The organism is Lentzea sp. HUAS TT2 (assembly GCF_051853195.1).
Lineage (GTDB): Bacteria > Actinomycetota > Actinomycetes > Mycobacteriales > Pseudonocardiaceae > Lentzea.
Genome location: NZ_CP196667.1, coordinates 5,460,320 through 5,479,481 on the forward strand (window position 1 = coordinate 5,460,320; position 19,162 = coordinate 5,479,481).

General features: G+C 69.8%; 15 protein-coding genes. 4 read left to right on the forward strand and 11 right to left on the reverse strand.

The window, feature by feature from the left end; all coding sequences use genetic code 11:
• Nucleotides 1–3: 3 nt before the first annotated feature.
• From ACSHWB_RS27240 to ACSHWB_RS27275, 8 genes are all read right to left on the reverse strand, one after another.
• On the reverse strand, nucleotides 4–1,824 hold the full coding sequence (locus tag ACSHWB_RS27240; protein WP_439656124.1) for a protein kinase domain-containing protein: 1,821 nt from the start codon (nucleotides 1,822–1,824) through the stop codon (nucleotides 4–6).
• Between the two features lie 180 nt (nucleotides 1,825–2,004).
• Complete coding sequence (locus ACSHWB_RS27245; protein ID WP_439656125.1) at nucleotides 2,005–4,170, reverse strand: helix-turn-helix domain-containing protein; 2,166 nt, start codon at nucleotides 4,168–4,170, stop codon at nucleotides 2,005–2,007.
• A gap of 310 nt (nucleotides 4,171–4,480) precedes the next feature.
• Nucleotides 4,481–7,309: a TIR domain-containing protein gene (locus ACSHWB_RS27250; protein WP_439656126.1), complete on the reverse strand. Its 2,829-nt coding sequence runs from the start codon at nucleotides 7,307–7,309 to the stop codon at nucleotides 4,481–4,483.
• Nucleotides 7,310–7,512: 203 nt separating this feature from the next.
• Nucleotides 7,513–8,277, reverse strand: coding sequence for an RHO alpha subunit C-terminal catalytic domain-containing protein (locus ACSHWB_RS27255; RefSeq protein WP_439664672.1), 765 nt, complete (start codon nucleotides 8,275–8,277; stop codon nucleotides 7,513–7,515).
• Nucleotides 8,274–8,612, reverse strand: coding sequence for a TetR/AcrR family transcriptional regulator (locus ACSHWB_RS27260; protein WP_439656127.1), 339 nt, complete (start codon nucleotides 8,610–8,612; stop codon nucleotides 8,274–8,276). Before ACSHWB_RS27260 ends, ACSHWB_RS27255 begins: the two co-directional genes overlap by 4 nt.
• Before the next feature lie 9 nt (nucleotides 8,613–8,621).
• The gene (locus ACSHWB_RS27265) at nucleotides 8,622–9,473 is read right to left on the reverse strand and encodes a TIR domain-containing protein (protein ID WP_439656128.1); all 852 of its coding nucleotides are present in this window, start codon (nucleotides 9,471–9,473) and stop codon (nucleotides 8,622–8,624) included.
• Between the two features lie 58 nt (nucleotides 9,474–9,531).
• On the reverse strand, nucleotides 9,532–11,613 hold the full coding sequence (locus ACSHWB_RS27270) for an ATP-binding protein (protein ID WP_439656129.1): 2,082 nt from the start codon (nucleotides 11,611–11,613) through the stop codon (nucleotides 9,532–9,534).
• Nucleotides 11,614–11,702: 89 nt separating this feature from the next.
• Nucleotides 11,703–13,004, reverse strand: a complete 1,302-nt coding sequence (locus ACSHWB_RS27275) for a cytochrome P450 (protein ID WP_439656130.1) — start codon at nucleotides 13,002–13,004, stop codon at nucleotides 11,703–11,705.
• Nucleotides 13,005–13,101: 97 nt separating this feature from the next.
• On the opposite strand from ACSHWB_RS27275, the gene ACSHWB_RS27280 reads away from it, so the two are divergent.
• Entirely contained in the window at nucleotides 13,102–14,241 is a 1,140-nt protein-coding gene (locus ACSHWB_RS27280) for a HEAT repeat domain-containing protein (protein ID WP_439656131.1), read from the forward strand.
• Nucleotides 14,242–14,244: 3 nt separating this feature from the next.
• Here ACSHWB_RS27280 and ACSHWB_RS27285 read toward each other — a convergent pair whose 3' ends face one another.
• Complete coding sequence (locus ACSHWB_RS27285; protein WP_439656132.1) at nucleotides 14,245–14,985, reverse strand: DeoR/GlpR family DNA-binding transcription regulator; 741 nt, start codon at nucleotides 14,983–14,985, stop codon at nucleotides 14,245–14,247.
• A 49-nt stretch (nucleotides 14,986–15,034) separates the two neighbouring features.
• On the opposite strand from ACSHWB_RS27285, the gene ACSHWB_RS27290 reads away from it, so the two are divergent.
• Complete coding sequence (locus ACSHWB_RS27290; protein WP_439656133.1) at nucleotides 15,035–15,397, forward strand: DUF4406 domain-containing protein; 363 nt, start codon at nucleotides 15,035–15,037, stop codon at nucleotides 15,395–15,397.
• Between the two features lie 8 nt (nucleotides 15,398–15,405).
• On the opposite strand, the gene ACSHWB_RS27295 is transcribed toward ACSHWB_RS27290, so the two are convergent.
• Nucleotides 15,406–16,011 (reverse strand): phosphoribosylanthranilate isomerase, encoded by a 606-nt coding sequence (locus tag ACSHWB_RS27295; protein ID WP_439656134.1) that lies wholly within the window; start codon nucleotides 16,009–16,011, stop codon nucleotides 15,406–15,408.
• Nucleotides 16,012–16,132: 121 nt separating this feature from the next.
• Between ACSHWB_RS27295 and ACSHWB_RS27300 the strand changes: the two genes are divergently transcribed.
• Nucleotides 16,133–17,863, forward strand: coding sequence for an L-aspartate oxidase (locus ACSHWB_RS27300; RefSeq protein WP_439656135.1), 1,731 nt, complete (start codon nucleotides 16,133–16,135; stop codon nucleotides 17,861–17,863).
• Between the two features lie 46 nt (nucleotides 17,864–17,909).
• Here the strand turns inward: ACSHWB_RS27300 and ACSHWB_RS27305 are convergent, their stop codons facing one another.
• Nucleotides 17,910–18,344 carry a cupin domain-containing protein gene (locus ACSHWB_RS27305; protein ID WP_439656136.1) on the reverse strand — a complete coding sequence of 145 codons (435 nt, stop codon included), beginning with the start codon at nucleotides 18,342–18,344 and terminating at the stop codon, nucleotides 17,910–17,912.
• A 66-nt stretch (nucleotides 18,345–18,410) separates the two neighbouring features.
• Between ACSHWB_RS27305 and ACSHWB_RS27310 the strand changes: the two genes are divergently transcribed.
• Nucleotides 18,411–19,160 (forward strand): hypothetical protein, encoded by a 750-nt coding sequence (locus ACSHWB_RS27310; protein WP_439656137.1) that lies wholly within the window; start codon nucleotides 18,411–18,413, stop codon nucleotides 19,158–19,160.
• The last annotated feature ends 2 nt before the right edge of the window (nucleotides 19,161–19,162 follow it).

Here is a 19,162-nt window from a genome sequence, read left to right on the forward strand (position 1 = left end):
AGGTCACCTCGAAGTCGTCGTGGTGGTGGTCGCCGAACCGCGAGTGGACGTCGGCGGCAGCCCCGAGGTCGGCACCTCGCCGGCGACACCGAGCAGCTTGGCGTCCCCGAGCACCCAGGCGTTGTTGTTGTAGCAGCTCTCGCGGTCGCGGATCGGCTGCCACTGGATCTTCAGTCTGAGCACCTTGGTGACGTCCACGTCGATGTCGACCACCTCGCCGAGCTTGACGGTGGCGGTCTTGAGGATGCGGCCCTCGTCGGCGAAGATCTCGAACTGCACCTGCAGGTTCGCGTACGAGGAGTCGTTGCTCATTCCCGCCGTCGCGACGAACCGCCGGTAGCCCTGGTTCAGGTTGTACTCGACGCTGTCCTTCGAGGAGCAGCCGTTCACTCCGGCCACGACCGAGTGCGGGTAGGACTTGTCCTTCATGCCGACGATCTCCCCCTGGGTGGTGTTCCACCGCCCGGACGCGGGGGTGACCGAGTCCAGATAGGTCGTGAACGCGGGCCTGGCGACGGTGAGCGTGACCTTCTTGCCCACCGCGCCACCGGGTTCCGGGTCCTGCTTGGTCACCATGCCGTCGGGCTTGGTGTTGTCGAAGACCTCGTCGACGACCAAGTCGAGGCTCGCGGGCAGTTCGTCTCGAGCGTCTCCGAGCAGCTTGCCCACGAGGTCGGGCATCTCGCTCAGTTGCGTCACCCGCGTCGACGAAACCGTTGTGGCACTGCTCCTCGTGGTCGTCACCGACGTCGTGGCACCACCACCGTCACCAGAGGTGCTCGCGGTTCCCTTGTTCTCGGTGTTCGAAGCGAAGAAGTACGTCCCGGCGGCAGCAACAGCCGCCACCACCACGACCACCCCGGCCACGCGCAGCTTGCCCATGATCGATCTCCTCGCCGGGGGAGGTGCGGTGGTCCGGAAAGCGCCGGGCAGCATGGTCTCCGCCTCGTGGCCCATCGGCCGTCCGGCAGGCGGCACCACCAGGTGGTCCGCGACCGGGGCGGCGCGCTGGGCGAGGAGCACGGTGAGCTCGTCGAGCAGGCCCGCGACCACCACGGCGTCCGGCCGGGCGAGCGGGTTCTTCGACAGCAGCAGGGCGATCACCGACCACAGTTCCTCGCTGATGCCAGGAGGCTTGCCGGGCAACAGCTGCGCGTGTCCCATCAGGGTCTGCGGGATCGACGGCGATGCGAACGGCGTGACGCCACAGCTCAGTTCGTAGAGGACGACGCCCAGCGCGTACATGTCGACGGCGGGCGACGCGGGTCCTCCGGCGGCTGTCTCCGGCGCCATGTACTCGACCGTGCCGACCCGCGAGGTGCTGGTGCGCGTGCCGGCGGACGCGACGACCGACGCGATGCCGAAGTCCGTCAGCTTCGGGGTGCGTTCGGCCGTGCTGGAGTCCATCAGGACGTTCTCGGGCTTGACGTCGCCGTGCACGATGCCGCGCGAGTGGGCGGTGGCCAGTGCCCTGGCGATCCCTGCGCCGATCCGCGCCACCTCGGACGGCAGCAGCCGCCCGGTCGCCTCCAGCACGTGCCGCAGGTCGCCGCCGGGCACCAGGTCCATGACGAACGCGACGGTCTCGCCCTCGACGACCAGGTCGTGCACCCGGACGAGGTTCGGCCCCTCGAGCTTCTGCAGGATCGTCCACTCCTGGTGGAACCGCGCGATGATGCCGGTGTCGTCGCTCAGGTCGCTGCGCAGCTTCTTGACCGCGAACTCGCGCCCGTCGACGTGTCTTGCCAGGTACACCCGCCCCATCCGGCCGGCACCGATCTGCTCGCCCAGGCGGTAGTTGCTGCCGAGAGGTTGTTCGTCCATGTCCGTGGATTCCCGTCATTGCGAGTTGTCTCTGCCGCGTCCGTTCTTCGCGGCGCCGACTTTGAGCGTTACGAAGGAATGCGCCGAGTTATTGAGTCGTGTCACAAATGCGGAAGTGGACAAATAAGGGACAGATTCACGTCAGGTGAAACGGTGTGTTATGCCAGTTGATTTCGAATATCACTCACCGGTCAGTTCCGCGCGCGCTCCCGCCTCCCACGCGACCACCGGCACGAGATCCGCGTAGTGCTCGGCGGCCTGCCCCCACCACGCGGCGGCCTCGGCGTGGTCGCCCTTCCGGTGGGCGAGGTTGCCCAGGCCCGTCAGCGCACGGGCGCGCTCGTAGCCGTTCTCCGCTAGCTCGGCCAGGTCGGCCGCCTCGGCGTAGAGATCGCGCGCCAGCGCCGCCGCACCCGACCGGTACTCGACCCACGCGAGGCAGTTGATGCCCCTGACCACGTCGATCGGCGCCGATGCCGAGCGACGGGCCTGGGTCGCGTGCGCCCTGGCCTCGTCGAACCGATCGAGGCAGGTCAGCGCGAACGCGATGCCCCGCAGCGTGATCACGGTGTTGCGGTCGCGCCCGGCCCGGCGGTACTCGGCGAGGGCGGTGGTGAGCCCTGCCAACGCCACCGCTGCCTCGCCCTGGTGCATTCGGGCCCAGGCCAGGCTGGCCGAGGCGTCGATCGCGCCGAACTTGTCGCCCGCCTTGACGAACGCCGCGTGCGCCCGTTCGTGGCAGTCGACGGACTCGGCCACCTGCCCCAGCTCCAGCCGGGCCATGCCGATCCCGTTGAGCACCCTGCCCGTGGCGGCCGGGTCGTCCGCGGCGGTGGTGAGCGCGGCCAGGTGCATGTGGATCCACGAGTCGTACAGCTTCTCCTGGAAGAAGAAACCCCTCACCGCGAGCGCGAGCTGCCAGCAGCGCTGGTCTGTGACCAGGTCGGTCAACCGCACGAGCGTCGGCCACTGCGTCCGCATCCACGCCAGCGCGCCGGCCGCGTCCTCGAACGGCGGCTCGGAGTGCAGCGAGGCCCTGGTCACCGGGCGGTGACGGGCCGGTTCGAGCAGTTCGTCGGCGGCGATCGCGGCGGCCAGGTAGTGGTCGACGAGCCGGTCGAACGCCGGGCGCGACACCGGTTCCGCAGGGCGCACGTGCTGCATGGCGAACGTGTGCACGAGGTCGTGCAGGCGCACCAGCTCGTCCTCGGACCTGGAGACCAGGTGGGCCTCGTGCAGGCCGTCGAGCAGCAGGTCGGTGTCGCCGGGGCCGAGTCCCGAGAGGGCCTGGACCGACTGCACCGGCATGGTCGTGCTGGGGTGGTTCGACATCAGCCCGAGCAGTTCGCGCTGCTCAGGCGGCAGGAGGTCGCAGGTGATGGCCAGCGCCGCGCCGACCCCGCGCTCGGTCTCCTCCAGGTAGGCGAGCTTGGTGGAACGCTCGGCCAGCCGTTGCAGGAACCGCCGCGCGCTCCAGCCGCCGCGCAGGATCCTGGCCGCGGCGATCCTGATCGCCAGCGGCAGATGCCCGCAGTGCGCGACGATCGCGGCCGCGTCCTGGTCGTCGACCGTGGTCGTGTCCCGCATCAACGACTGGAACAGCACCAACGCCTCGTGGGGCGCCAACGCGTCGATGTCGACGTGCCAGGCGTCGTCCAGCGACGGCAGCCGCCAGCGGCTCGTGATGATCACCCGGCTGCGGCCCTCCGCGGGCAGCAGCGGCCGCACCTGGTCGGCGTGCCGCACGTTGTCGAGCACGACCAGCACGTCCCGGTTGCGCAGCGTGTCGCGCAGCAGGTTCGTGCGGCCGTCGGGGTCCGCCGGGATGAGGTCGTGCGCCGTGTCGAGCGACTGCAGCAGGTGGTAGGCCGTTTCCGCGGCCGACTGGGCGTGCATGCCGGGGCTGTGGCCGCGCAGGTCGAACAGCAGGCAGCCGTCCGGGAACGAGTCCGCGGCGGCCCGTGCGGCGGCCACGGCGAGCGCGGTCTTGCCCGACCCCGCCATCCCGCTGACCACGGCGACCTTGATGGTCTGGCGCTCGCTGAGCACCGCCTCCAGCACGGTGAGCTCGGGAACGCGCCCGACGAAGTGCGCGGTGTGCGCCGGCAGGCCCATCAGGCCGCGGGGCTTGCGCCGCGGCGGCTGGACCTCCGCGATGGCGACGAGCTCGCCGTTCGCGCCCAGCACGCGGTCGTAGGCGGCGGCGAGCTCCTTGTTCGCCTGGACGCGGCCGGTCTCGACCTTGCTCAGATACCCCTTGGTGAAGTGCACCAGCGCGGCCATCTTGTCCAGCGAGTGACCGGCCGACTCGCGCCGGCGCCGGAGTTCGGGTCCCAATTCCACCATGCCCTGTCGCTCTCGTTTTCCCACCACGGACCGGAAATGCGACCTGCGGGCGGGAGGCCCGCAGGTCCGCTGTTCCCTGATCAGCCGAGCAGGGTGCTCAGCACGACGATGATGAAGTGTGTGTGCATGACAGGTCCTCCAGACGAGTCGGGGTTTCACGTCCTCGCGATGGCGTTTCGCATCGATGTGCTGATCGTGCGATCTCGACCGTGCCGCCAGGAACCGGTTTCCTGTTGAAAGGAAGAAGAGGAAACCGGGAAACCCGTTTTCAGCTGCTGTTTCCCGCGAGCGCGGGAAACGGGGTGGGACCTCAGTCTCCGTTCTTTCGGGTCAGGCTCTCGATGGTGCTGGCGAGACGCAGCAGCGGACCCGGCAGCCGGAGCAGCCCCTGGGCCACCCGTGCCATCGACGCCCACTGCTGCCAGGTTCCGTGTTGTGCGACGAGCACGGGCGCGGCCTCGTCGATCAGCTTCCGCGCCCGGTCCAGCTCGTGCGCTTTGAGCAAACACACACCCAGCTGGAACCGCGTCAGCTGGCTCTCGGGGTGCTGCCGTCCGAGCACCTCGGCGTGCCGGGGGAGGAGGTCCTCGTAGATCTTCCTTGCCCCTGCCCAGTCACCCCTGTTCGCGGTGGCCAGGCCGATGTAGAGCCGCGCGCGCAGCGCCAGCGGGTGCCGAGGTCCGAGCGAGGCGTGGATGCGCCTCTCGGCCTCGGTGAGCACCTGCAGCGCGTCGCTCGGGCGTGAGTTGTTGTGCAGCGTCAACCCGTGCAGGACCTGGAGGTCGAGCGTGAGCGGGTTGTCCTTCCCGTACCAGGCAACGGATTCCGCGAGCGCCCCGGCCACCTTCTTCGTGGCCAGCTGCCACTCCTGGGTCCGTGCCCGCCGCTCCGACCACGCGAGCACGAGCTCGCCCTCCGCCTCGACGGCGACGGCCTCCCTGGCCAGGTGGTGCCGGGGCAGGCCGGCGGCGCCGAGCACGCGGACGACCTGGTCGGCCGTCGCCCTCGACTCGATCACCTTGCCGGTGAGGAGCTGCAGCCTGGCCGCCTCGATGGCGACGCGCGGCCACGGACCGACGTGGGTGCCGGTCGGATGCGTTGCGCGCAGTGCGGTCCACAGCCCGGTGATCCCCTCGAACGCCTCCTTGTACCGGCCACGCCTGCGCAGCGCGGCCATCCTCATCAGGACGGTGTTGTCGCGTTCCTCCTCCGGCATCCAGACCGGCGCGAAACCGAAGCGCCCCACGAGTTCGTGCTCGTGGAAGACCTCGTCGGCCTTGGCGTTGTCGCCTTCGATGTCGTGCGCGCACGCAGCCAGGAACCGCGCCCGGTACTCGGTGTGGCCGTCGGAGCCTTCGGTGAGTTGTGAGGTGAGACGCAGAACCTCTTGCGTGTCACCGGTTTCCACCGCGAGCCTCGCCGCAGCGAGCAGGTCCCGCGCAAGTGGCTGGTCACCACCGGCGCGCACAGCAGCACGCCGCGCCGCCCGTGCTGCGAGCAGATCTCCGTGCTCTTCATGGATTTCCGCGACCGCTCTCATCAGTTCGAGCTTGCGACTCGCGGGCACGGCCGGATGCTCGGCGATCCGACTCGCATGCGCACACATGTCGGGCGACTTCGTCTTCAACGCCGCCAGCACCACGCCCGAAGCCTGCTGCGCCTGCACGTCGAGCAACGACTGGCCGAGGTCCTGCCGGGCGGCGTCGGCCACCAGCGCGTGCAACTGCCACAACTGCCTGCGCGTGCCCTCACCGTGGTGGACGCGGTGCAGAAGGCAGTGCGCGTCGAGCTCGTCGAGCGCCTCGGCCACGAGCACCGGCGTCCGCTCACCCAGCTGCGCGGACAGCCCCTCCACCAGCAGATCACCCCCGAACGGCGCCCTGGCGAGCAACGAGGCGAAGCCGAGCACCACCCGTGCGTGCTGGCTGCGGTCCCTGACGATCGGCGCGAGCGTGCCGACCACCGCCCCCGGATCAGCCTGGATCTGGTGCAGCGCACCGGTTCCCTGGCCACTCCGCAACTCTTTGACGGCGGCGGTGATGATCAGCGGGTGGCCGTGCGAGCGCTCGACCAGGTCCGCGATCGCCGAGCGTTCGTCGTCGGCGAGATCGGTCCACTCCGCTTTGAACAGCTCCTCCGCCTCGACCTGGGTGAGGCCGTCGAGCGGCACCGCGCGCACCGGCCAGTCCGGCCTCGCGGTGCGACTGGTGACGACGGTCTTGACGAACGGCGACGGGATGATCAGCTCTTTGAGCACGTCCTTGCCGAGCCCGTCCGGCACGTCGTCGAGCACCCACAGCACGTCCTGGCCGCCGTCGGTGATCCTCTCGCCCAGCGTGGCCAGCGCCTGCCGCAGGTCCAGCCCGCTCAGGCTGATGTGGAAACGCTTGCGCGCCACGCGGTTGAGCTCCGCCGCCCAGTGCGCCCGGACGTCAGACACGTCGCCGAACCCGGTCCACTCCTGCCCGCCGGGATAGGCGTCGCGGAACAGGAACCCGTACTGCTCGGCGAGTGCCGTCTTGCCCATGCCGGGCGGTGCCTTGACCAGCGCGACGGAGTGCGACTTCGGCGCCTGCGAGGCGAAGCGGCCGTTGCCCTGCAAGGCACTGTGCACGTCCCACAGCGCGGGGTAGCGGCCGATGAAGCGCCGCGGGTGCCGGAGGCGTTCGTGGAACTCGCGCTTGGAGGCGTCGGGCACGCCGCCCATCGGTGTCGTTAGCCTTTTCGCCTTGCCCAGCACTGCTTTCGCGAGTGTGTCCACATCGGAATTGTGCCGCCATGGCAGATACGCGGCGTCGGTGAAGTCCAGCGGCTGAATGTGCCGGTCGTCACCCTCGGGGTTGACCACGACGATTCGGTCAGTCGGCCGCTCACCGTTGTGCTGCGCGGCCAGGAACGCCCTGGTGAGCTCCCACTGGCACGCGTAGCGCGTCGGATAGCGGCGTGAGTAGTACGCCACGAGCAGGTCGGACCTGTCGAGTTCGTCGCGCAGGCTGTCCGTGATCGGGTCGAACACGTGGATGTCGCGGTCCCTGAACACGTCGATCCCGTGGGCCTTGAGGCCGGCTTCGATGACGTCGACAGCCGCCTCGTCCGCCCACGTGTAGCTCAGGAAGATTCGCGGTCGTGCTGCGGTCATCGTTCGTTGCCTCCGCTCGTGGTCTCATCACCTTGCCTTCGGACGCACGACACAGGCCAGGCGAAAACATGACAGAAGACCGTCACATTCCAGGCGACTGGGTGATCGAGTGTCCAGAAATCGCTGCGGTGTCAACTTTTCTCTCCGGGGGCGGGTCGTTTCGCGTACTGCTGGTCGGAGATGTCGCCGGATCCGTTACGGGGTCACTCGATCGGATCAGCGGGCAGTCCCGCGCGATAGGCGTCCAGCAGCAGGCCGTGGAAGTGGTGCACGCCGTGCTCGGACAGCCCCGACCCCGCCGGGTCGTAGACGATCCGCCCCTGGTCGAACGCGGGCGTGCGCATCCCGCGCTGCACGCTTTCGACGATGGTGATGTCCTGCTGCTGCAACACCTCGTCGATGTAGCGCACGCCGTCCAGTTCCGCGGCGGTCAGTTCGGTGGTCTCGAAGTACAAGTCCCACGTCTCGCGCGTGCGGTCCGGGCCGTCCGGGAGGATCTGCAGCACCATGAAGTTGGACCTGCCGGGGTAGCGCAGCAGGCACGTGTTGGGCCACAGCCACCACACGGCGTGCTGGTTGACCGTCGCGCCGGACACGTCGTACGCGCTGTTCTCCTGGTTGTCGGCCTCGGCGAAGTGGCTCGACCAGATGCCGTGCGTCTTCACGTCGTAGGTGCCCATGTCGACCAGGTCCACGAACTCCGGGTGTGCGATGTGGCAGTGGTAGCACTCCAGGAAGTTGTCGACGACGTTCTTCCAGTTGGAGTCGATCGTGTAAGTGAGCCGCTTGGTGTGCGTCAGCGCGGCGACGTCCGGGGCCCAGAGGTCGATCTCCGCTGCCAGGTCCGATGCCTGGACGGCTAGCTCTCGGCATTGGGGTCGAGGTTGACGTAGACGAAGCCGCCGAACTCCTCCACCGCACCTGGTCCAGGCACACGGTGGACTTGTCGAACGTCTCCATGCGGTCAGCGCGTCTCGCGGCCTTCAGATCGCCGCTCAGCAGTTCGTGCACGCGGTGCTTGCAGACGTTGTAGAACGCGCGGAGGACTCCAGACCTGTCGCGCACGACCACGTTCAGCTGGAGGTAGCTCGGGGTCCGGCTCCACCAGCGCGATGTCCTGGTCCTCGATGCGGCGCAGAGCCGCGCAGACCAGGCCGGTCTTGTCGGTGAAGTGGTAGTTGACCAGGCCGAGGGCGACGTCGGCTTCCCTGGCCACGGCGCGCATGCTGACGCCGCCGATGCCTTGCTGGGACAGCAGGGTGAGGACGGCGTCGAGGATCCGTCCGGCCGAGTCGGTGCTCACCGGCTGAGCCTAGCTCCGCTCCAGGTCATCGACGATCTTGTCCCACAGCAGGTGGAAGACTTTGTCGGCGGTGACGATCTCGCCTGGGTTCTGGCTGTCGAGCCGTGCGAGTCGCAGCACCGGGCGGCGGGTGTCATGATCCCAGTCCGCGTTCACCTGCATGTGGCCCTGTAGCGATGGGAGCACCAGTCGCGCGCCGTCGGCGGGGTGGAACCCCATGCGCAGGAGGCGAACGGCAGAATCATTTCGTTCGACCCGCACGTCGAGCGTGTCGCCGACCTTGATGGTGAACTCCACGCCGTAGGGCGTCAACGTGCCCGCGTGCTGCTCGAACAAGCGGCCAACCTGCGTCAGCGCTGCCTTCAGTTCCTCGCGTGGGTTGAAATCGATGGTAGGCAGCCGCGGCATGCGGAGCGGCTTCGGGGCAGCCGCAACCCCCACCTTCTTCGCGATGATCGCGGCCAGCTCATCAGTCGTGTAGTTCTCCAGCATCAGATACCCGATCGACGGGCTGAGCAGCCGAGGAGGCACCTGCACGTCCCCGACCATGATCGGCAGGATGTAGTTCCCACCCATGATCTCCAACGCGTGCAGCGCCCCGGCGTGGAACTCGTCCATCGGGTAAGGGCTCGCCAGATACTCCTTGGACAGGAACGGCATGAAGTACCGGGCGTGCGCGCCGCCGTAGATGTCCCGCATCCCGTAGTGGAAGTGCTCGCCCCAGAACTCGACGGTCTTGTCCTTGTCGTAGAACACTTTCACGCCGAGTTGCTGGCACGCCCTGACGAGGGGCTCCACCTCGTCCCGCTGCGCTCCGGCGAACGAGACCGCGACGTCGTAGATGAGGGCATCGCCATTCACGCCGACGATCGTAGAGGGTGGCGAAAATGGACGAATTCACGACGAAGTCCGGACAGGATCAGCTGTCCAGCGCGGCGAGTTCGGCGGCCACCTCCGCGGTCTCCGGTGCGGACAGCTCGGTGAACAGCTCGAACGCCGCCCGCAGTTCGACCATCGCGCGGTCGCGTTCGTCCAGCAGCACAGCGGCCTTGCCCCGGCCTCGGTGGGCGCGGGCGGTCTCGAACGTGCTGCCCTGCGACCGTGCCAGGGTGATCGCCCGCTCGTAGGCCTCGTCGGCGGCGCGGGGATCCCCGGACGCTGTGCGGACCTCGCCCAGACTGTTGAGCGCCATCACCATGTTGAGCACCGAAGACCGTTCCTCGAAGATCTCCATCGCCTCGTACAGGTGGGTGGTCGCCTCCTCGTACCGGCCCAGCGCGGCCTCGAAGATGGCCATGCCGCGCAACGTGATCCCGGCGTTCGTGCGGGCGTTGCAACGGCGGTAGTGCTCCAGTGCCAGCTCGAGTTGTTCGAGTGCGCCTGCGTGGTCGCCGCGGTCGTGCAGCACCCACGCGAGGTTGCCGCGTGCGTTGCCCGCGCCGCGCAGGTCGCCCAGCTCCTCGAAGATCCGCAGCGCGACCTGGTAGTGGTGTTCCGCCTCGGCCGGCGTTCCGCGTTCGAGAAGTGCGGCGCCGAGGTTGTTGCGCGTCGACGCCTCGGCCGCGCGGTCGCCGAGCCGTTCGGTGGCGTAGAGGGCGAGCTCGTGGGTGCGGACCCACGCCTCCCAGTTCTTGGTGAGGAAGAAGAAGCCCCGCAACGTGTACGCCAGCTGCCAGCGCCGGGTGTCGAGGCGGACGTCGGGGAGCTGGCAGAGTCCGGTGAGCACGTCCTGCTCCGCGGTCAGCCAGCGCAGTGCCGCGGCGCGGTCGGGGAGGTCCGGGGTCTCGCGCGGGCGTCCGTCGAGGGGGATGCGGAACCGGTTGGGCGTCAGCAGACGGTCGGCCTGTTCCGCGGCGTGCAGGTAGTGGTCGAAGAGGCGCGCGCCGGCGTCCGACCGCGTGTCCGGGTCGTCCTGTTCCACCAGTTCCGTCGCGTAGACCCGGAGCAGGTCGTGCATGCCGATGCGGCGGTCGGCGGACTCGGTCACCAGCTGCGCCTCGGTGAGGGCGGTCAACGCGCGCTCGGCCGACGCGGCGGGAAGTGCGGCGAGCGCGGTGACCGCGCGCCGGGACGTGGTCGCGCCCGGCACCAGGCCCAGCAGGCGGAACACCCTCGCCTGGTCCGCGGGCAGTCGCTCGTAGGACCACGAGAAGACCGTGCGGACGGCGGTGCGCGGGTCGCCGACGTCCAGCGAGTCGAGCCGGTTGTGCGTGTCGGCCAGGGTGTCGACCAGCTCGGTCAACGGCCGGCCCGGCATCAGCTGCGCCCGGCCCGCCACGACCCGCAGCGCCAGTGGCAGCCGAGCGCACAGCCGCACCAGCTCCGCGGCGGCCGAGGGGTCCTCCTCGACCCGGCGGCCCACGAGAGTCCGCAGCAGGGCGAGGGATTCCTCCTCGCTGAGAAGATCGACCGGCACCGGCACCGCCCCCTGCTCCACGACGAGACCGTTCAACGGCCTGCGGCTCGTCACCACCACAGCCGAACCGGGCCCCGGCAGCAACGGCCGGATCTGCTCGGCGTCCTGGGCATTGTCGAGCACCACGAGCACACCACGCCCGGCGACGAGCGACCGGAACGTGGCGGCGCGCTCACCGGTGTCCAACGGTGTCCGTTCAGGGGCCACCCCGAGCGCCCGCAGGAAACCCGCAAGCGCCTCACCAGGGCTGACCAGCTCTTCCGGTCCATGGCCCCGCAGGTCCACGTACAGCTGACCGCCGGGAAAACGCTCTGCGGCTGCCCGTGCCCACGCGACCGCGGTGGCCGTCTTGCCCACACCGCCCATGCCCGACAGCACCACGACGGGCACGGTGTCGGGCGACGCGTCGGCCGTGGCGTCGTCGATGGCCGCGATGACCTGGCCTCGCCCGGTGAAACCCCTGGGCAGCGCCGGCAGCTGGCGGGGCACGGGCGTGACCGGCGCGCTGTGGACGTGGATGTCACCCCGGATCGTGCCCGCCTGCACCACGGTCCCGGAAGCGTTCGCCACCTCGTTGCTCTGCACCACGTCCTCCTCGGCGGCCTGATCCCCTCGACCGAGGCAACATCATTTCTGGCGCTCTCCGCCAGCTGCCGATCGGGCTGTGTTGCGGCTCAGCGCAGAGCCGTGGGCAGGCGTTCGAAGCCGCGCAGGATGCGGGTCGGACGGCGGCGCGCGCCGGGCAGCGGGGCGAGGCCGGGGAAGCGGTCGAAGATCGTGCGCAGGCCGATCTCGCCCTCCATGCGCGCGAGCTGCGCGCCGAGGCAGTAGTGGCGGCCGGCGCCGAACGACACGTGGTCACGCGCGTTCGGGCGGCTGACGTCGAACGCGTCCGGGGCCTCGAAGACGGACGGGTCGCGGTTGGCCCCGGCGAGCACGGTCGTGACGAGCTGGCCGCGGCGCACCGGGACGCCGGCGACCGTCGTGTCCCGCGCGCACATGCGCCCGGTCAGCAGGACCGGCGGGTCGTGGCGCAGCACCTCGTCGACGGCGTTGCCCCACAGCTCCGGGTGCGCGCGGAGTGCTTCGAGCTGCGAAGGGTTCCTGGTGAGCAAGGAGATCCCGTTGCCGAGGAGGTTCACGGTGGTCTCGAACCCGGCCGCCAGCACCAGGCCCGCGGTGGCCTTCAGCTCGCGTTCGGTGAGGCCTGCGCCGTCCTCGCGGGCGGTGATCAGGCGGCTCAGCAGGTTGTCGCCGGGGTTGGCGCGCAGGGCATCGAGGTGACGGGAGAGCCAGGCGTCGAACGAGCTGAGCGTGCTCTCGACGTTGCGGAACACGCGCCACGACAGGCCGAGGTCGAGACTCGGGGCTGCGGCCGCGCCGAGGGCCAGTACGGTCGCGCGTTCCCCTTGCGGCACACCGAGGATCTCGCTGATCACGGTGACCGGAAGCAGGCCGCAGTACGTCTCGATCAGGTCGACGGGGTTGGCCGGGTCGAGCCCGTCGAGCAGGTCGTCGGCGATCTCCTGGGTGCGCACGCGCAGCTGTTCGACGGCGCGGGCGGTGAAGACGCGGGTCACGAGCTTGCGGTAGCGGGTGTGCGCGGGCGGTTCGACGGCCAGCAGCGACGGCGGCTGGACCGGGTGCATGACCTCGGTGGCGGACCACGCGGCGAGCTTGCCGAGGATGCCCGCGCCGAACCGCGGCCGGGCCGTCACGAACGCGTCGTCGGACAGGACCGCCTTGACCACCTCGTGCCTCGTGGTGGTGTGCCCGATCCTCGTCGCGGCGAGCGGGCCGCGGGCCCGGATCTCGTCGAACAGGTCCGTCAGGTCGGCGCCGGTGGAGGCCTCGACGGTGATGCGGCCCTGCAGATCGCCGCGGCGGGCGGCCATGCGCAGCACGGCACGCGGCAGCGCGTGGCCGATGCTCCAGCGCACCGCCGGTTTGACGTGCTCCTCAGCCAGGCTCGTCACGGTTCGCAGCGTGCCCAGTACGCCGCTGCGAGTCAAGGTCTCGGCCGATCGGCGGAACCGCGAGTCCACTTCGGACGACGGGATAGGGTGCCGCGCCATGGAGATCCGGGCGCTGCTCGACCGCAGGGACGACCGCTTCCGCAGCGAGGTCGAGGACTTCGTGCGAGAGCAGGGGATCACGACGTTCGACGAGCTGCTGGACGTGATCACCACGTCCCAGGACGGCCAGGTCGTGCGGCAGGGGTACCGGGTGTTCTCCCTGGTGAGTGCGGGCGACGAGACCTACCTCGACCTGCTGCGCCATCCGCACCACGGGATCCGCCGTGCCGCCGCGAGCATGTTCCGCGGCGAGGAGGCGCTCCCGCACGCCGCCCGGCTGCTGCCCGTGCTCGCCGACGAGAACCACTACGTGCGACGAGAAGCGTTGTGGGCGTTCGGAACCATGGGCCCGGACGTGTTGCCACTGCTGCAGGAGACCCGCCGCACGGCCAAGGGTGCGTTGCGCAGGGCCGCGTTGATCGGCATCGCCGAGGTCGCCGGACCCGACGCGTTCTCGCCGGAGGACCGCAAGGTCGTCGACCGGTTCGTCCGGTTCAAGGCCGAGGACGACCTGTACAGCGTCGACGAGATGCACCTCTGCGGCGGCTGGTACGCGATCAGGACCGAGAACCAGGCGGCCGTCCTGGAGGTCTGCGGCCTGAAGGAACCGGTGCCGGTGCCCAGGTTCCTGGGTGCCGAGGCGTGGAACAACGACCACCACGCGTGGTCCAAGGACGACGAGCACGTCCGGTGCGCCAGGGTCTACGTCACGGGCTCGTGGGACGGCTGGACGCTCGTGTTCGGCGAGCCGTTCGAGCACGGAACCCGTCCGGTGACGGAGATCTGCGCCGTGCTGAGCGCCGTGTTCGGCGAGGCGCACTACTACGGCATGAGCTGCGGCGACGGCTGGACGGCGTGGTGCATCGCCGAGCAGGGCGAGATCGTCCGCTACTACGACGCGTTCAAGGCGGAGGAGCAGATCGGCGAGCTCGACGTCGAGGACGGCTGGGGCCTGCCGCACGACACCAGCGACGAGAACGACGACCTCGACGACATCTGGGCCACCGACGTCGCCGAGGAGCTGTCGGTCAACCCCGCCTACTTCGAGGGCGACGTCGAGGGGTCCGGCGTGCTCGCGCTGACCGAGTGCGGCCGCGTCCACGGCTCGCCCAAGGGGTTCCTGCGGGTCAGCAGCTGACCGTCAGGCCTGGACGACGGGCACCTCCAGGGCGCGCACGGTCTCGTTGTCCGCGTCCGTGATCACGCCGGCGACCTCGGCGAACGGCAGCACGGAGAACCGCGACGCGGTGCCGATCTTCTCCGAGCTGGCCAGCACGTAGGTGTCCGCGGCCTGGTGGGCGAGCGCGCGTTTCATCGCGGCCTCGTCCGCGTCACCGGTCGTGAGGCCCGTTTCGGGATGTACGCCCGTGACGCCGAGGAAGAAGAGGTCCGCGTGCACGTTCCGTGCGGCCTCCACGGCTGCGGCACCGCACGCGACCATCGAGTGCTTGAAGAGCCGTCCGCCGATGACGTAGACCTCCACGTCCCTGTGCTCTTCCAACGCGCTCGCGATCGTCGGACTGTGCGTGACGACCGTGGCGTGCAGATCGAGCGGTAGCGCGCGCACGACGGCGAGGGTGGTCGTGCCGCCGTCGAGGATCACGGTGCTGCCAGGTTCGACCAACGCGGCTGCCGCCCGTGCGACTCGTTGCTTGCCATCGACCTGAACGCCCTGACGCGTGGCGTAGTCGGCGATGGCGGGGGATACGGGCAGTGCGCCGCCGTACACGCGTTGGCAGAGCCCCGCCGCCGCCATGTCGCGCAGATCGCGACGGATCGTGTCCTCGGAGAGGCCGACCTCGGCGGCGAGGTCCTTGGCGACGATCCGGCCGTCGCTGCGCAGTCGTTCGAGCAGCAGGTCACGACGTTGGGCAGCCAGCATGCACGTTTCTCCTTGTTTTTGCCGAGTCTTGCACATTATGGTCGGTCGCATGCTGATTCTGATCGCGGGGCCCTACCGATCGGGCACCGGGGACGACCCCGAACTGATGGCGCGCAACCTCGCACGGCTGGAGGAGGCGGCGTGGCCGCTCTTCCGCAGCGGCCACGTGCCGATGATCGGCGAGTGGGTGGCGCTGCCCGTGCTGCGCGGGGCCGGCGGCTCGGCGCCGACCGACCCGATCGCGTCGGAGATCATGTACCCGACCGCGCAACGCCTGCTGGAGCACTGCGAGGCGGTGCTGCGGCTGCCCGGTGAGTCGACCGGCGCGGACGAGGACGTGCGAATCGCACGGGAGCGCGGACTGCCCGTCTACCACCGGGTCGAGGACGTCCCGGGCTACCGCGCGGCCTAGCGCGGTCCTCAGGGCAGGGAAGCGCGTGCCCCGGCGACGAACTCGCGCATCCGGCCGTGGTCCTTGACGCCACGGCTCGACTCGATGCCGCTGGACACGTCCACACCCCACGGCTTCGCGACGCTGATCGCCCCGGCCACGGTCTCCGGCGACAACCCGCCCGCCAGCAGCCACTGGCCGGTGGGCGGGGCGTCCTCGAGCCTGCTGATGTCCCACTGCTCACCCGACCCCGCGACGGGGGAGTCGATCAGCAGCAGCTCCTCGCCGAACGCTCCGGTGCGCACGTCCGTCTCCGGCCCCAGCGCGGTCGCCCTGATCAGCCCGAACGGCAGATCGGCCAGCTCGTCGAAGGCTTCCCTCGGGTAGTCGCCGTGCAGCTGCAACGCGCGCACACCAGTCTTCAGCGCCAGCTCGCCGGCTTCGGCGGCCGTGATGCCGCGTACCACGGCGACGGTGAGGACGTGCTCCGGCACCGCGGCCACGAGCCGGCCCGCCAGGTCGACGTCGATCTGGCGGGGACTGGTGGTCAGCACGAAACCGACGGCGTCCGCCCCGGTCCCGACTGCCACGGCGACGTCGGACTCGGTGCGCAGACCACAAAGCTTCACGAACACACCACCGATCCTAGTGCGGCACTAGTGGCGTGACGACCGACGCATGTCGCGCAGCTAACAGTCACACGTCCTGACGCTGCCTGGTCCTACTTAATGGAAGAGACGGGCAACGGAGGCCGCGATGACACGACCTGAACATCAAGTAGCCACTTCGGTTCTGGTGATCGGCAGCGGTGGCGCGGGGTTGCGCGCCGCCATCGAACTCGCTGAGCGCGGGGTCGACGTGCTGGTCGTCGGCAAGCGCCCCAAGGCCGACGCGCACACCGCGCTCGCGGCCGGTGGCATCAACGCGGCGCTGGCGACGATGGACCCCGCTGACACGTGGCAGCAGCACGCGGCGGACACCATCAAGGAGAGCTACCTCCTCGCCAACCCAGACATCGTGCGGGTCGTGGCAGAGCAGGCACCGCAGGGCATCGCGGACCTCGAACGCTGGGGCATGCCGTTCGCGCGGGAGCACGACGGCCGCATCTCGCAGCGGTTCTTCGGCGCGCACACGTTCCGCCGCACGTCGTTCGCCGGCGACTACACGGGGCTGGAGATCCAGCGCACGCTCGTGAACCGGGCCACTCAGCTCAACGTCCCGATCCACGACTCCTGCTACATCACGCGGATCCTGGTGCAGGACAACGTGGTGTTCGGCGCGTACGGGTTCGACCTCAACACCGGCGAGCGGTACGTGTTCCACGCGGACGTCGTGATCCTCGCGGCGGGCGGGCACACCCGGATCTGGCGCCGCACGTCGAGCCGCCGCGACGAGAACACCGGCGACTCGTTCCGCCTGGCCGTGCTCGCGGGCGGCCGGATCCGCGACCCCGAGCTGGTGCAGTTCCACCCGTCCGGCCTGATCGAACCGGAGAACGCGGCCGGCACGCTGGTGTCGGAGGCGGCACGAGGTGAGGGCGGCATCCTCACCAACGCCGGCGGTGACCGGTTCATGGCCCGCTACGACCCGCAGCGCATGGAACTGTCCACACGCGACAGGGTGGCGCTCGCCGCGTACACCGAGATCAAGGAAGGCCGCGGCACGCCGAACGGCGGCGTCTGGCTGGACGTGTCGCACCTGCCGCGCGAGCAGATCATGCAGCGGCTGCCCAGGGTGTACCAGACGCTGCTCGAACTGCAGATGAAGGACATCACGCGGGAGCCGATCGAGATCGCCCCGACCGCGCACTACTCGATGGGCGGTGTGTGGGTGTCGCCCGCGGATCACTCGACGGGAGTCGAGGGCCTGTACGCGATCGGTGAGGCGTCCAGCGGCCTGCACGGCGCGAACCGGCTCGGCGGCAACTCGCTCATCGAACTGCTGGTCTACGGCCGGATCGTCGGCGAGGCGGCGGCCGAGTACTCGGCTTCCCTGACCGCGCAACGGCGTTCGCACGGCGCACTCGGCGAGGCGAGGTCCGAAGTGGACGGACTGCTGAACGCCGACGGGCCGGAGAACGTCCGCGCCCTGCAACGCGCACTGCGCAACACGATGACCGAGCACGCGGGCGTCGTCCGCGACGAAGCCGGGCTGCGCAAGGGACTCGCGGAACTCGACGAGCTGGAGCTCCGCATCCGCGACGTCGGCGTGCACCCCGACCTCGCCGGGTTCCAGGACCTCGCGCACGCCTTCGACCTGCTGGCGTCGGCCCTGTCCGCCCGCGCGACGCTGGAGTGCGCTCTCGAACGCCGCGAGACCCGCGGCTGCCACAACCGATCGGACCACCCCGAGCTGGATCCGGCACAGCAGGTGAACCTCGTCTGGGCAGGACCCGGCCAGGTCGAACGGGAGGCGATCCCCGTGGTGCCGGACGAGATCGCGGCGCTGATGCGGGAGGTCGACACCGCGGGCAAGCTGGTCGAGTGAACACGAGAGGGGCAGGAGCAGTTCACAGTCCCGCCCCTCTCCCTCGTCACGGCCTCGGCGCCCTGAGGTGCTTGCGCGCCTCCAGTTCCTCGGGCTCCACGACGGTCAGCATGGGCTGGCCGGGCGCGCAGAACATCGTGACCACGAAGGCGGATTCCTCGTCCGCCAGGTGGTTTCCGTCCTGGTAGTGGATGACGTCGCCGCCCGGCTCCCAGAACGTCCCGCCCGCGCGGACGACCCGCTGCGGCTCGCCTTCCAGCTCGAAGACGATGGCGCCCTTGACGACGTAGCCGTACGCGGGCCCGGAATGCCGGTGCGGCGGTGCTCCCGGGCTCGACGGCGGCAGCGTCACGAGGATCGTCATGGCCTCGGCGCCGTCCGGGATCTGGGGCGCTCCCGGCACGGTGCCGATGACCTCGATCTTCGGCGGCGGACCGCTCTTGTCGGGGTTGTCCAGCTGGTGCGTGTGTTCGTGGCTCATGTCAGAAAAGACCACGCAGCACGCCGGTTTGTGACAGCGTCGGATTCCCCGTCGAGAGGAAGACCGTTGTCCGAGCAGATCGCCGGCTGGGCGCTGTCCCGCCACGGCGACCAGGAGGACTACCGCAAGCGACTGGCCAACGGGGTCACCGTCCACGCCCGCTGGGACGGCACCGGCACGGTCGAGGCGTACGTCGAGCCCTCCGGCATCGGGCGCACGATCACCAGCAGCCACAAGGAGTTCCGCGACAAGGAGGCGTTCTTCACCGCCGCACGGCTGGTCGTGGACATGGCCGCGAACCTGCCGTCGTTCCGGACGGGCGCCGAGACGCACGCGGTCCACGCGCTGACCGGTGAGGTCGCCGGGTCCGTCGCGGCGGCACCGGGGTCGGGGGCGCTGCCGGACGCCGAGCTGACGTTCACGCTCACCGACGGGCGCGCGATCACGCTGGTGCTCGGCGAGGACCAGGCCCACGACCTCGCCTCGAGTATCCATTCGCTCGACAAGCACGTCTGGTCCGAGCAACGCGAGGAACGCCCACCGGCGACCGAGGCCGAGGTGCCGGACGTCAGCGAGGTCGACGCCGGGCCCGACACCGCCCACGAGCTGATGACGGTGCTGGAGCAGCGGTTCGGTGTCACGCAGGACTTCATGCTCGCCCACGTCGACTGGTCCGCCGTGGTCGTCGTCGGCGAACCGGCGGTCAGCACGTTGCTCGACCGCGCGGACGAACTCGCCGAGGCCGTCGCGCCGAGGTGGTTCCCCGGCGCGACCGAACGGCCTGGCGAGTACTGGGTCGTGCTGTACAGGGCCTGACG

Excerpts from the sequence above, each read along its gene's own strand:
- ACSHWB_RS27305 (WP_439656136.1), bottom strand. The coding sequence starts at position 18,344 with ATGAGCCACGAACACACGCACCAGCTGGACAACCCCGACAAGAGCGGT.
- ACSHWB_RS27300 (WP_439656135.1), top strand. The coding sequence starts at position 16,133 with ATGACACGACCTGAACATCAAGTAGCCACTTCGGTTCTGGTGATCGGC.
- ACSHWB_RS27280 (WP_439656131.1), top strand. The coding sequence starts at position 13,102 with ATGGAGATCCGGGCGCTGCTCGACCGCAGGGACGACCGCTTCCGCAGC.
- ACSHWB_RS27245 (WP_439656125.1), bottom strand. The coding sequence starts at position 4,170 with ATGGTGGAATTGGGACCCGAACTCCGGCGCCGGCGCGAGTCGGCCGGT.
- ACSHWB_RS27290 (WP_439656133.1), top strand. The coding sequence starts at position 15,035 with ATGCTGATTCTGATCGCGGGGCCCTACCGATCGGGCACCGGGGACGAC.
- ACSHWB_RS27240 (WP_439656124.1), bottom strand. The coding sequence starts at position 1,824 with ATGGACGAACAACCTCTCGGCAGCAACTACCGCCTGGGCGAGCAGATC.
- ACSHWB_RS27250 (WP_439656126.1), bottom strand. The coding sequence starts at position 7,309 with ATGACCGCAGCACGACCGCGAATCTTCCTGAGCTACACGTGGGCGGAC.
- ACSHWB_RS27285 (WP_439656132.1), bottom strand. The coding sequence starts at position 14,985 with ATGCTGGCTGCCCAACGTCGTGACCTGCTGCTCGAACGACTGCGCAGC.